Genomic DNA, 15128 nt, shown 5'->3' on the forward strand with positions numbered 1-15128 from the left:
TCAATTATTTCCACCAAATCCAAGTCCAAAGGTAATTTCGTACATTTCGAGGAGTAATGCGAATGAAGCGTTCACCGTCAAAGAAGCAATTTAAATTTGGAAGTGTTTCATCTGGATTTTCTGGAACAAAGGTGACGATGTTTTCGTTACTTGTAACGGTTACTGTAATTGGTGGGTCGGTAGGCGAGACTTGAAGTTGTAACGAAATATTGGCCGTATTTTTAAATGGATTATTAACAGGTGGACTTATTACTTGTACTGTGAATAACACGATAATTGTTTCGTTTGGTTCTAAATTAGTGGTAACTTGGAAACCGATATTCGGATTTGCTAGTGGAGAGCGTTCACCGTTAATAAAGACAGTGCCGTTTATAAATTGTAAACCTGCTGGAATGGTATCTTGTAAAGAAATATTTGAGAGTGAAATTTCGGCAGTATTTGTAATACGCACCGTGTAATCAAAATATTGATTTAAATAAGCTGAGCTGACGGAAGCATTTTTCGTGACTGTTGTAGTTATAAATTGAACTGGTATACGAACGATGTTTGAATTAACAATGAAAGTAATAATTGGATCCTGTGGTGTCAATTGAAAGGCAGCGGTAACTGTTGCAGAATTTATAATTGTACTGTTTGAAGGAATAGAAGTTACGAGAACTTGAAATGTTATAGTTGCTACTGTATCTGCAGGTAAAGAACCAATATTAATACCAGTGTCTGGACGAACGTTTTGAACGGTAGAACCGTTAATTGTTACGCTATTTTCTATAAATGTTGTACCAGCTGGAATTGTGTCTATAACAGAAGTACTAATTGTGGGAATTGGGGAGTGATTAAATACCGCTAATGTGAATGTAATGATATCTCCTATAACGATAATAGATTTGTCAGCTGTTTTTTCAATGCGAATCAACGGATCAACTACTGTCGTTGTAACGATATTTGTTTGCTTTATAATCGTAATAGGTGGTTTTGTTGGATCAATGATAACGGTATAGGAAACAGAAGCATCGTTACTAATTGTAGGTTGAAGAGTAGAAGAAGATATTGTCACTTGGAACGTAATAATAACAAATTCATTAGGCGCAAGATTTCCTAACGTAATACCATTTTCAGGGTTCTCATTAGGCTGATTGATCCCGTTAATCGTAACACTACCAGCAACAAAAGTCGTATCTATTGGTACGGTGTCTATGGCAAGAAGGTCGTCAATCGTTACATTACCGCTATTCGTAATCGTAATTGTATACGTTAAAGTTTGACCAGGCAAGGCGTTTGTTACATCAGCAGACTTAAAAGCAATGACGTTATCATTTTGGACAGTAGTTGTTACGGTATTTGTTGTAGTCGTATTTGTAACAGGTACGTTATTTGGATTGACTATATAGTTAAAAGTAGTAATTGCGTTGTTGTTTAGTTCGTTTGGTGTTGGAATAGAAGTTACAGTTACTTGGAATGAAACGATAGCGTCTCCACCAATAGTTATAGTACCAATTGGTATACCGCTTACTGGATTCACCCCTGGAAGAGTTTCTCCGTTTACAATGACGCTATTTTCTATAAACGTAGTACCTTGAGGAATAATATCTTGAATGATTACATCATTTACTGCAACATTACCGGTTTGATTTAGTGTAATCGTATACGTTAACGTATCACCAACCGTTGCAAATGCAAGGTCAACAGTTTTATTACTATTCAAATTCGCGTGATTAATTTCTGTTGCTGCAGCTGATGAAATAATAGTTTCGGTAATAGGTGGTCGATCTGGTAACGTGTATTCATATTCAATTGTACTCGTGTTAGAGATAGGATTTGTTTGCGGAATCGAAGTAACCCGTACTTGGAATAGAACAGTTGCTGTCGTATTAGGCGGAATGTTATCAATTTGTATACCGTTAAGTGGATTGTCATTTGGACGAGCGTTTCCGTTCACAATAACACTATTCTCTATAAAGTTCGTATTTGCTGGGATGATATCTGTAACAATAATGTTTTCTATTTGTATATTTCCGTTATTTATGATGGAAATTGTATAAGGGATGATTGTTTGTAGGTCAGCATATTGGATAGGTGTTGTTTTTGTCGCAATTACATTAGCAGAAATAACTTCAGTGAAGGTAATATTGCTAGTCGATATTTGTTCTTCCACGTTTATTGTATAACGAGAAGTTGATTGATTTTGAACACGACCGCTGGCTGGAAGAGCTACGACGGTAACAGAAAATGTGACTGGGATAGAAGTGTTAGGAGCAATCGTTCCTACAAGTATACCAGCACTTGGATTGGCATTAAGCTGAGGAATGTTATTTACTAAAACGCTACCGTCAATAAAGGTTGTTCCATCAGGTATATTGTCTGTAAATACAACAGCAGTTGCATCCGTATTCCCCGTATTCGTTAAAGTTGTTGTATAAGTTAAAATGTCACCAATCGTTACAGAGGTCAAATCAACAGTTTTAAGTGAAATGATATCAGCATCATTAATTTGAACGAAAGTAGTATTGGAAGTAGTAGATTTTTGAATTGGTGCAAAGTCAGAATTGAAAAGAAAGTCGTAGACGATGTTTGCCGTATTAGGTGCTGGATTTATAGCAGGTAAATTCGTAACGGAAACTTGGAATGTTATTGTCGCCATTTGCCCCGCTGCGATATTAGGAATGGAAAAGCCGATATTCGGATCTGCTGCAGGAAGTACAGTATTATTAACTATTACACTTCCTGGAATAAATACTGTTCCATTCGCTATAGTATCTGTAAAAAAGATGGAGTTAGTTGTAGTCGATCCATTATTTTGAATGAATACTGTATATTCAATGATTTCATCAATGTTAGCTAATACAGTATTAGTGGACTTTGTAGCAATAAGAATAGCATCAATGAATTGTATGTTTGTAGCATTGGAAGAGGTCGTTTCTGAAATTGGTGGTGTGCTTGGGTCTGGTCGATACTCATAGTGAATGACGGCGATATTATTAATGTTATTTTGTGGTGGTATAGAGACTACGCTTACTTGGAACGTAACAATAATCGTATTATTTGGAAGAATTATATCAAGATTGATACCGGTAATTGGATTTTCGTTAAGTCTTGGTACGCCATCTACAAGAATGCTATTTGGAACGAATGTGGTGCCAGCAGCAATTGCGTCAAGTAGGAGAGTATTTGTAATAGGTATTGTACCAGCGTTTGTAACTGCGACTGTATATGTGATGATTTGACCGATACGTGTAATGGATCTGTTAGCGGATTTAATTGCATTAACATTTGCCGTCCGCACTTCAGTATTTACTGCATTTGATAACGATCTACGCTGAATAATTTGAGAGCTAGGGTCGATTTGATATTCGTACGAAGTGTCTGAAATATTAATGACTGCATTGCCAACTGGTATATTTGTAAGTTGTACTTGGAATGAAATAGTGACTGTTTCATTTGGTTGTATCGTGCCGAGAGTTACTCCGTTTTCAGGATTAGCGCCAGGCTGAATTACATTATTTATTGCTAAGCTATCTTCAATAAATATAGTACCTTCTGGAATGTAATCAATGAACACGGTATTGTTAGCTGGAACTGTTCCTATATTTTGTAGTGTATTTGTGTAGGTAATACTTTGCCCGATTGATGCGAAAGTTACATCTGCGCTTTTAACAGAGATAATATTTGCGTTTTGAAGTGATGTTGTAACAATGTTAGAATTTGCAGAGCGATTCACTGGTGGGGCTGTAGGGATACTTACATATTGGTAAGTTGCTGAAGATTGATTTACAATTTCGGTTTCAGTAGGTGGATTATTTGTTTGCACTTGAAATAGTATCGTTTTGGAACTGTTAGCAGGAATGGTTCCAATCGGTATTCCATTTTCAGGATTTACACCTGGTTGCAGGACACCGTTAATTGTGACACTATCGGGAACAAATGTAGTTCCAGCTGGAATAGAGTCTGTGAAAACAATATTTATTGCGTCAACATTACCGATATTTTTCACTTCAGAAATATAAAGTATAGTTCCACCGATATCTACAGTTGTTGGATTGGATGTTTTTGTAATTGTCAATTGTGCTTGCACGAAATTTGTAATGACGATATTACTAGTAGATGTTTCAGTAATAGGTGGTTGCCCTGGGTCTGGTTGGATTGTATATGTTGTATTGGATTGATTTGTAATCGATTCTTGCGAGAATGAATCGTTAATAAGAATTTGGAACGAAATAAGGTGAGTAGCGTTTGCTGCTAAGGTAGGTAAAGTAACACCTACATTTGGATTGGCATCAAGTATAGTTGTTCCGTTAAGTGTAAAACTATTTTGTACGAATGTAGTATCTTGAGGGATCGTATCTGAAAATATGAGATTCGTAGCTGGAATATTTCCGGTATTTTCTAGTGTTATTGTGTAAGTCAAAATATCACCTGTTGTTGCTTGCTGTGCATTGACTGCTTTTAAAGAAAGGATAGTCGCATCTGAAATTTGTGTGAAAGCAGGATTAGATGTAATTGTTCGAGAGATGATAGGAGCAGTTGGGTCGGCGATAAAAGTATAGTCAATACGGGCTGTATTAGAAATTGGGTTCACTCTTGGAATAGATTGAACGATAACTTGGAATGTTATAGTGACGATTTCTGACGGTGTGATGGAGTTTAATGGTATTCCTACGTTAGGACCAGCATCTGGAACAGAAACGTTATTAATAGTTACGCTATTCGGAATAAAGGCAGTTCCTTCGGGGACCAAATCTGTTAAAGTAACTGTATTTGCAGTAGTATTTCCGTTATTTTGAACAACTACTGTGTAAGTGATTGTGCCGTCAGTAGATTGTACGAGAGAATCTGTACTTTTAATTACGGATAACGATGCATCAACAACAGTTGTATTAACCGTATTAGACGAGGATGTTGCTGTAACAGGAGGTTGACTTGGATCGACAATATACGTGTAACTTGTAAGTGCTTGATTTATAATCGCTCCTTGCGGTGGAATAGAACTTGCAAGAAATTGGAACGTAATCGTAGCGGAATCACCTGGTGCGATAATACCAACTGGAATACCGAGAGTTGGACTTGCATCTGGAAGTGAAATCCCGTTGAGCGTAACACTATTTGGAACAAATAATGCTCCTTCAGGAACTCCGTTAATGAGTAATACAGAGTTTGCAGGGAAGTTTCCAGTATTCGTTAATGTTGCTGTATACGTAATTACATCCCCGATAGATACAATTGAACGATTTGCTTGTAAAACAGTTGTAACAGTCGCGTTATTAATTTGTGTTGAAGCGCTATTAGAATTTATCGTGCCTGTAACAGGAGGAGAGGCCGGATCAACGATAAATGCGTATTGAATAGATGCTACGTTTGTAATCGGATTTGAAGGTGGAGTTGATGTAACTATGACTTGGAAAGTAACGGTTAAGGAACTACCTGCGCTAACTGTTCCGATATTAACTCCGTTATTTGGATTTGCGCCTGGAATGGTATTTCCATTTACAGCAAAACTATTTTCGACAAAGGTCGTTCCAGTTGGAACTGGGTCTGAGAAATTTACATTCGTAGCGTTTGTATTGCCGTTATTTTGAATCGAAACTGTATAAGTGATCGTATCTCCAATATTTGCAAAGGCTGTATTAGCAGTTTTTACAGCTGAAAGTATGGCTGTATTAATAGAAGTAACGAAGACATTCGTTTCCACATTGCCAGGCTGAGCTAGTAATGCATTGCCTACGTTATATTGGAAGTTAACAAATCCTAAGTTTTGGAGTTCAGGTGTGAACGTTGTTGGATTACTTACGATTTGTACTTGGAATATGATTGTAACAGTTTGATTTGGATTGATTGTATTTATGCCAACACCGTTAATAATCGAAGCGGATGGTAATGGAGTACCATCAACAATAACTGATTCTGCAACAAATTGTGTCCATGATGGTAAAGGGTCTGAGAATATAGCGTTGTTAGCAGGAATATTACCTGTGTTCGTAATAGTCGTTGTATACGTAATCGTATCACCAATCGTTGCAAAAGTTTTATCTCCTATTTTAATCGTATTTAAAATAGCACTTTCAATTTTTGTTGTAACGTTGTTAGAAATAATATTTTTTGAAACTGGAGGATTAGCTGGATTAACGATATGTTGAAAGCTAACGCTAGCTTGATTAGTAATTGGATTTATAGGTGGAATTTCATTGGCGATAATGTGAAATGCTACGATGACAGATTCGTTTGGCGTGATATTACCGATTGGAACGCCTGTAATGATATCTGCATTTGGGATGCTAGTTCCGTTCAGTGTAAAGCTATTCGGTTCAAAGGAAGTTCCGTCTGGAATAAGGTCGTTAAAAATAATATTCGTTGCACTCACATTTCCGCTATTTGTAATTGTAACGGTGTAGGTAATATCCTGCCCGATATCTACCGTAGATACATTTGAATTTTTTTGTGCAGTAAGGATAGCGCTATTAATTTGTGTTGTCGTTGTATTAGATTGATTGGAAGTTGTAATAGGTGGCTGGCTAGGGTCAACGACATAATGATATGTGGTAGAAGCAGAATTAGAAATAGGATTAAGTGTTGGAAGTGTAATAACAGTTGCTTGGAATGTAACGATTGCCGTATTACCACCATTAATGGAACCAATATTTACCCCCGTTGATAAATCAGCGTTTAGAATGGTTTGCCCATTAACTTTGAAACTATTTGGAACGAAACTTACATTGCTATTAAGAATATCGATAATAGTTACATCAGTTGCGGTCACATTCCCAGTATTAGGGAGGTTAAGTGTAAATGTTATTGTATTACCAATGTCCGCAAAAGTAAGATTAGCTGTTTTTGTGGTAATAATAGTTGCGTTGTTTATTTGAAGAAGTGTAGTGTTGGAAGTAGCTGCACTCGATGCTGGCGGATTACTTGGATTAACAGTAAACTCATACGTGGTTGATGCTGTATTTGGTGCAGGGTTACTAGGAGGAATGCTGTTCACTGTAACTTGAAAGACGATACTATATATTTCATTTGGTGGAAGTGTTGCAAGTAATACACCGTTATTTGGATTCGCGTCAGGTTGTAGAACACCATCAACAGTTAATGTGTTAGGAACAAATGTGAGTCCACTCGGTAATACATCCGTGAATACAATATTAGTCGCATCCGTATTTCCTATATTCGAAATAGAAGTAGTATAAAAAGCAGTTTGCCCGATATCTGCAAAGGATACACTTTCATTTTTCGTCATAGATAATATGGCTTCTTTAATCTGTGTTGAAACAGGATTACTAATTGAAGTTTCTGAGTCAGGTGGTGAGACTAATTGATACGATGTTGATGAGAAATTTACAATTGGGTTTTCGGTTGGTAATGATGTAACAGTAACTTGGAACGAAACTGTTACTGTAGTCCCGGCTGTTATTGTCCCAATATTCACACCGTTCGATGGATCCGCCTCACTTTGAGGAACTCCATTAATAGAAAATGTGTTTGCAATAAATGTAGTTCCACTTGGCACGGTATCTGTGAATATAACATTTTGTGCAGATGAGTTTCCATTGTTTGTTAAAGCGACAGTATAAGTGAGTGTGTCCCCAATACGACTAAAGGATTTATCGACTTGTTTTAATGAAAGAATGGTAGCTGTATTAATCGTAGTAAACACTGTGTTTGAAGTAACGTTTCTTGAAACAATAGGTGCATTGGGATCAGCAATAAATGTGTAAGAAGCAGTAGCGGAATTGGCAATAGGATTTTGAACAGGGGTAGAAGTAGCGGTAACTTGAAATGCTATAGATATTGAGCTGTTAGGAGCAATTGCTCCAATTGTTATGCCTGTATTAGGATTCAATCCAATTTGTGTGAGTCCATTTATTGTAACGCTATCAGTAATAAATGTTGTACCATTTGGTATAAGATCAGTGAAAGTAACATTCGTTGCATTTGTATTACCGTTATTCGTTAAAATTGTCGTATAGGTAATAGTATCGCCTAGTGTTACAAGGGTTTGATCGACCGATTTTACCATCGTTATTATGGCATCTAATACAGGGGTTGTAGCAATATTCGTTGAAGTAGAGGTAGTAGCAGGAGCGCTGTTTGGATCAACAGTATAAGAATATAAAATTGTGTCATTACCCATAATTGAACTGGAAGGAGAAACGGAAATAACATTTACTTGGAAAGTAACAGTTACCGTTTCACCAGGAGCGATATTTGGTATATTTACTCCAAGTGCTGGTTGCGCACCAGACTGCTGAACGCCATTTATTGTGACTGAATTTGGTATAAAAGTAGTGTTAGCTGGAATAGCGCTTGTGAAAGTAATATTCGTTGCAGCTGTATTTCCGGTATTTGTAATAGTAGTTGTATACGTAATCGTATCTCCAACTGAAACGATAGATTTATCAGTGCTTTTTTTGGTTGTTAAAATTGCACTATTAATAGTTGTCGAAACCGTATTAGATACATTCGTTTGCGATACGGCAGGTTGGCTAGGATCGACTACATGTGCAAATTGTACAGAGCTAGAATTAGAAATTGGATTTATACTTGGAATGTTTGTAACAAGTACGTTGAGAGTAATCACGGCCGTTCCATTTGGATTTATATTGGCAATCTGAATCCCGTTAGCTGGATTTCCGATTTGCTGTGTACCAGAATCGTTTGTAAGAGTGCCAGATATGAATGTCGTTCCATCAGGTAAAGTATCTGTGAAAATTATATTTTGTGAAGTGACATTTCCAGGGTTACTTAATGTAATCGTATAAGAAATTGTATCGCCAATTGTTGCGAAAGTTTTATTTACAGATTTGATTGCCACAATTTCCCCAGAATTTATTTGTGTCGAAACCGAATTGGATGTCGTACTTCTTGAAACGAGTGGGAAGTTTCGACCTGTCATAAATTGATAATTAATGGAAGCGCCGTTTACAACTGGTGAGTTTGGTCCGCCTGGTCCAATTGTGAAAATTGGATTTGGAATGCTAACTACTTGCACACGGAAGGTAACGTTTATAAAATCTCCAGCAATAATATCCCCAATCGGTATCCCATTCGCTGGATTTACTCCAGGTAATAAAACTCCGCCTACTCGAACGCTATCTTCTATAAATACTGCGTTATTTGGAATCAGATCTGTAAAAATGATATTAGTAGCAGTTGTGTTTCCTATATTATCCAATAAAACAGTATACGTTAAAAATGAATTTCCAGGTGCTATGTCAGAAAATAGTCGATCCACACTTTTCGTTGCTTGAATAATTGCTTCGTTAATTTGAACTAAAGTTGGATTACTTGTAGCTGTTTCTGTCACCGGCGGCTGGGTAGGATCAACAATGATCGAGTATGTCGTGCTAGATTGGTTCAAAGTTGGGTTTGTAGTTGGTATTGAGCCAACGATAGCTTGAAAGCTAATTGTTGTCGTTCCTCCAACTGGAATTGGGTCTAAAGAGATTCCGCTATCTGGTCTAAATCCAAGTTGTGGGGTGGTATTAATTTGTACGCTATCAGGAACGAATGAAAGTTCAGGTGGTAATATATCGATAAAAACAGGTGTGTTTGCGGTAGTATTTCCGCTATTGGTGAGGGTAGTTGTATACGTAATTGTATCTCCAACAGCAGCAAAAGCACTGCTTGCAGTTTTTGTTGCGATAACAGAAGCAGTATTTACTTGTGTAAAAGTTTTATTAGATTGAACTGTTCGTGAAACTGGCGGTTCATTTATATCTACAATAAAGCTATATTGAAGCGATGATTTGTTCGGGATTGGATTAAGGTTTGGAAGTGTTGTAATGTTTACTTGAAAACTGAGTGTAGCAGATGCATTTGAATTCAAGTTACCAATATTGATCCCGTTTTGTGGATTTGCATTAGTAATAGTTGTTCCATTTACCGTAAAACTATTTGGAATAAACGTTGTACCATTTGGAATTACATCTGTAAAAATAACATTGTTTGCGGTAGTATTACCGGAATTAGTAATGGTAGAAGTGAAAGTAAGTGTATCTCCAATAGTAGCGAATGTTGAATTGACAGTTTTATTTATAGAAAGAGTAGCATCAATAATTGGAGTAACCGTTGTATTCGTAATTGTACTATTAACAGCAGGTGATTGGTTTGGATTCACGGTATATTCATAATTTACAAGAGCATTATTTGTTAATGTGCCACTAGGTGGTATCGCTAAAATTTGTGCTTGAAAAGTAATAAATACAGTATCTCCTGGCGAAATATCTGCCAAGTGAATACCAAGTGATGGATCTAATCCTGGTTGTGGGACATTATTGATCGTTACGGAGTTTTGGATAAATGAAGCTCCTGCACCAAGCCCATCCGTTAAAACAGTCGCACTAGCAGGAGTATTACCTGTATTTGCTACTGCAATCGTATAGGTAACGATATCGCCAATTGCAGCTGTCGGTGTATTCACAGACTTAGTAGCGACAATAGTAGCGTTATTAATTTGAGTTGTTATTACGTTACTTAACGTATTGGCCGATGCTGGAGGTAAGTTAGGATCTACGACGTACTGGTACGTTGTATTGGTTTGGTTCGGGATTGGATTTGGATTCGGGATAGAATTTACTTGTACTTGGAACGAGATGATCGTATTTGCATTCGGATTTATTGGATCAATGGCAATTCCACTTGCTGGATTTACATTAGGCAGTGTATTCCCGTTTACAGTAACACTATTAGGAATAAACGATGTCCCATTTGGAATTACATCTGTAAATATTACATTTGATGCAAGTGTGTTCCCGTTATTCGTTAAAGTAGTCGTGTACGTAATAATATCATTTACGTTAGCAAACTGTTTATCTACCGATTTCGTAGCGGCAATTGAGGCGTTATTAATAGTTGTCTGTACAGTGTTAGAAGCAACCATCTGCATTACAGCTGGTTTGGATGGATCATACGTATATTGGAATGTTGTGCCTGATTGATTTGTAATTGGGTTTACAGCAGGGATAGTTGGTACAAAAACTTGGAATGCAACGGTGCGTGATGAATTCGCTCCTATCGTACCAATTGAAATGCCGGTAGCAGGATTTGCGTTAGCTACAGGGACATTATTAATCGTTACAGTATTAGGAATGAAGAGAGTACCCGCTGGAATGATATCTGTAAATGTTACATTAGCAGCAGGGATATTCCCGTTATTTGTTAAAATAGTCGCATATAGTATGACATCACCAATATCAGCGAAGTTTGTACTCGTTAGTTTTGTAGCAACGATATTAGCAGTATTAATTTGTGTAGTTACTATATTGCTAGCGGCGTTTCTAACAAGAGCAGGCAAGTTTGGATCAATGATAAAGCTATATTGAAGTGAAGCACTGTTTTGAATTGGGTTTGGTGAAGGTAGCCCATTTGCACTTATTTGAAAAACAATCGTTGTAAAACCACCTGAAGGAATGGAGCCGACTTGAAGACCGGTACTAGGGTCTGCACCTTGTTGTAAAGTACCACCTATAAAAATACCATTTGGTACGATAGTGGAGCCATTAGGGATTATATCGGTAACAATAACATTATTTGCTATAGTATTTCCAAGATTAGCTAAAGAAATTGTATATGTGATTGGTTGCCCGACATCGGCGATAGTTAAATCTACTTCTTTGACAATCACTACATTTGCTAAATTAATTTGTGTACTTACAGTGTTACTTACAGATGTTTCTATAGTTGGTGGATCGCCCGGATTTAGAATAAAACTATACTGTGTACTAGATGAATTTAATGTTGGGTTTTGTGTTGGTAAAGAGGTGATGGTTACTTGATAAGAGACGGTAAGTGAGCCGTTAGCAGCAATGGAAGGTAGCGGAACACCTATATTTGGATCTGCGTTATTTTGGAGTACACCATTAATAAGAAAAGTATTTGGAATAAAGGTAGTACCGTCTGGATTCGTATCTACGAAAGTAGGACTATCAGCAGAAACACTTCCTGCATTCGTCAAAGTAACAGTATAAGTTAATGTATCCCCTACGGTAGCGAACGCTCGATTCACTGTTTTGGCTGAAATGACATTTGCATCGTTTACTTGAGTAAATGTAGTGGTTGAAGTAGTGTTTTTACTTACAGGTGAAGCGTTTGGATCAACGATAAAGTTGTAGGAGATAGAAGCACTATTCGAAATAGGATTTGGATTTGGAATGCTAGTTATTACTACTTGGAATGAAGCTGTAATTGTAGTATTAGCATTGATGCTACCAATATTGATGCTAGTTGGTGTAACGCCTGGTTGAGTAACACCGTTAACTATAACGCTATTTGGTACAAAGGCGGTTCCATTCGCAATTGAATCGGATAGTAATACATTGTTCGCTGCAACATTTCCATCATTAGTGAGAGAAAAGGTGTAAGTTAATACATCACCAACTTCCGCAAACGTTTTATCTACAGATTTATTAGCATGGAGATTTGCTAGTCTAATTGTTGATGTAACAGAATTAGAATTTGCTGTTTTTGAAGTCGGTGGCAGACTTGGATTTACAGTATATAGATAAGAAGCAAAGGCATTATTAATGATAGGGTTTTGGGCGGTAATATTGATGACTGTTACTTGGAAAGAGAGGGTAAAAGTAGCCCCGCCAGGAATTGTGCCGATAGGTAATGCAACGAGAGAATCTACATTTTGCAAAACTCCGTTTAGTGTTACAGTACCAGGATTTAATATCGTTCCATTTGGAAGTGGATCTGTTAGTTGTACGTTATTAGCGGCTGTATTTCCACTGTTTGTAATAAGGATTGTATAACTTATCGTTTCGCCAATTGTGGCAAATTGTTTATTAGTTGATTTTGTTAATGTTACATTCGCATTGTTAATTTGAGTGGAAACGAGATTAGAAGAAATGTTTTTCGTAACAGGTGATTGGCTAGGATTGACGGTATATTGATAAGAAGCACTTGATCCGTTAGATACGACATTTGACGCGGGTATTGTATTTACTACTACTTGAAATGCAACATTTTTTGTTGTGCCTGTTGGGATGGATCCAATATTCACGCCGTTAGCGGGATTTGCGCCCACTTGTGTCGTGCCATCTATTGTTAAACTGTTTAGAACGAAAGTTGTTCCAGTAGGGATGACATCTGTAAAAATAACATTGTTCGCATTTGTATTACCTGTACCTGTAAAAGAAACGGTGTATGTTAGTGTATCACCAATATCTGCAAAATTTTTATCTACTGCTTTCGTGATTGTTACAGTAGCATTATTCACTTGAGTGGAGACAATATTTGTCGTATCAGTCCCACTTACTGCTGGTTGATTAGGTACAGGAACGTATTGATATGTTGTTGTTCCACTATTTAATATTGGGTTTGTTTGAGGGATAGAAGGAACGAGTACTTGGAATGAAATAGTAGTAGTGGAATTTGCGGCAATTGACCCAATTGATATACCATTAGCGGGATTTGCGCCAGCTTGAGTAACTCCGTTCACAGTTACACTCCCTGGAATGAAAGTAGTCCCGCTAGGAATCGGATCCGTATATATCACATTCGTTGCAGCGATATTTCCTATATTAGCTAAGGCAATACTGTAAGTTAATGTTTCACCAATATCGGTAAAAAGTTTGTTAACTGATTTTGTTCCATTAATATCTGCGAGGTTAATTTGTGTTCCAGCAGAGTTGCTTGTTGCAAGACCATTAAAAGTTGTTCCTCCGGCGATTGGTGTATATTGAAATGTAATATTAGCAGTGTTAGAGATAGGATTTTGACTTGGAAGAGAAACGACAGTAGCTTGGAAAGTTACTGTACGAGAAGCACCATTATTAATTGTTCCAAGAGATATACCAGCCGCAGGATTAGCATTTGTTTGTGGTACGTTATCTACTGTTACAGTGCCAGGTATAAAAGAAGTCCCGTTAGGGAGACTATCTATAAAAATAGCGTTATTGGCAGGAAGAAGCCCGGTGTTAGGGATAGTAACTGTATAAGTGAGAATATCTCCAATTGCAGCAACACTTTTATTCACGCTTTTCGTCGCTTGTATATTTGGTGAGTTTATATTAATTTGTAAGCCGACTGTATTTAACATATATGCGTCTCCGTTAGTAGTTAAACGGATTGCGGCGGATACTTGTGAGTTTGTTAAATAAGGAGAAATATCAATGGAAGTAATGTCCCAGCCCTGTCTTCCTGCGGAGATGTTTGTACTTGTAGAAGCACTTTGATTTCGCGTTCCAAATGTCCCTGTTGTATCTAAGTTTCCTGCAGCATTATTCACTTGAGAACCGAAGAAATTATTTATAGCATTGTTTGGTCCAGATAAAGCATTTAATGAACTGAAATTTGGTCCAAATAAAGCCTGATCCCCGGTTAAATCTGCATCTCCTTCGGTAGAACTTAAAAATAATCTCCCGCTTACTGGTCCTCCTGAAGGTGTTGAAAATCCAGAAACAGATACATCGGCACTACCAGTTTCTGCAGAAACACGGTTACCAGCTACGTAAATAGTTAAATTTCTTGCAGGTAATGTCCCGTTTTGATAAGCGACAATGAGTGTCCATCCGGCCGAGTTAATGGATCCATTTGAAGCATCTAAAGGATCAACAAGTCCAGGGACAGCTCCTGTAGTATAAGAACCAGAACCTCCAGCTTGAATAAGAGTTGTTACGTCTGCTGAACGAGTATAAAAGCCAAATGTAATAGAGTTTGAAACAAACGTTTGATTTGAAGCTGTAACAGCTGAAGGAGTAATTGAGTATGTTGAAACGGGTGTTGTAAATGAAACGGGATTACCTAGAACACTCGTAATGTTTTGATCACGAGATAAATAGTTTCCACCCCAAACGAGTTCTGCGTAAAGAATAGTGCTACCAGCAGGGATATTTAAAATAGCGGTAGAACTATTTTGTGTATAGGTTAACGTTGTACCTGCGGGAAAAGTAGGTACTTGTAAAGCGGTATTCGTAGTTATAAACGCACCAATTGCCCCGATTGTACCAGCACGGTTTTGATTACTAATTTTACTTAATCCTAAAGTATTACCTGTAATAGCGAGTGCGCCGTTAGTGGTGGTAGAAAATCGATTCGTAATGGGCATGTTGTCACCTCATTTCCAATATAGTCTTGGTCAAAATAGGATATGTGTGTGATAAATAAATGGAAACATGTACAAGTTGATTTGATAATAA

General features: G+C 37.3%; 1 protein-coding gene. It reads right to left on the reverse strand.

Translation table 11 applies throughout. The features are described from left to right. Positions 1 to 4: 4 nt before the first annotated feature. Positions 5 to 15037, reverse strand: a complete 15033-nt coding sequence (locus ACTFRY_RS12350; RefSeq protein WP_440032347.1) for a cell surface protein — start codon at positions 15035 to 15037, stop codon at positions 5 to 7. Positions 15038 to 15128 lie beyond the last annotated feature (91 nt).

The sequence above is a fragment of the Bacillus cereus group sp. MYBK195-1 genome, from assembly GCF_051916605.1.
In the GTDB taxonomy this organism is placed as follows: Bacteria; Bacillota; Bacilli; order Bacillales; family Bacillaceae_G; genus Bacillus_A; species Bacillus_A cereus.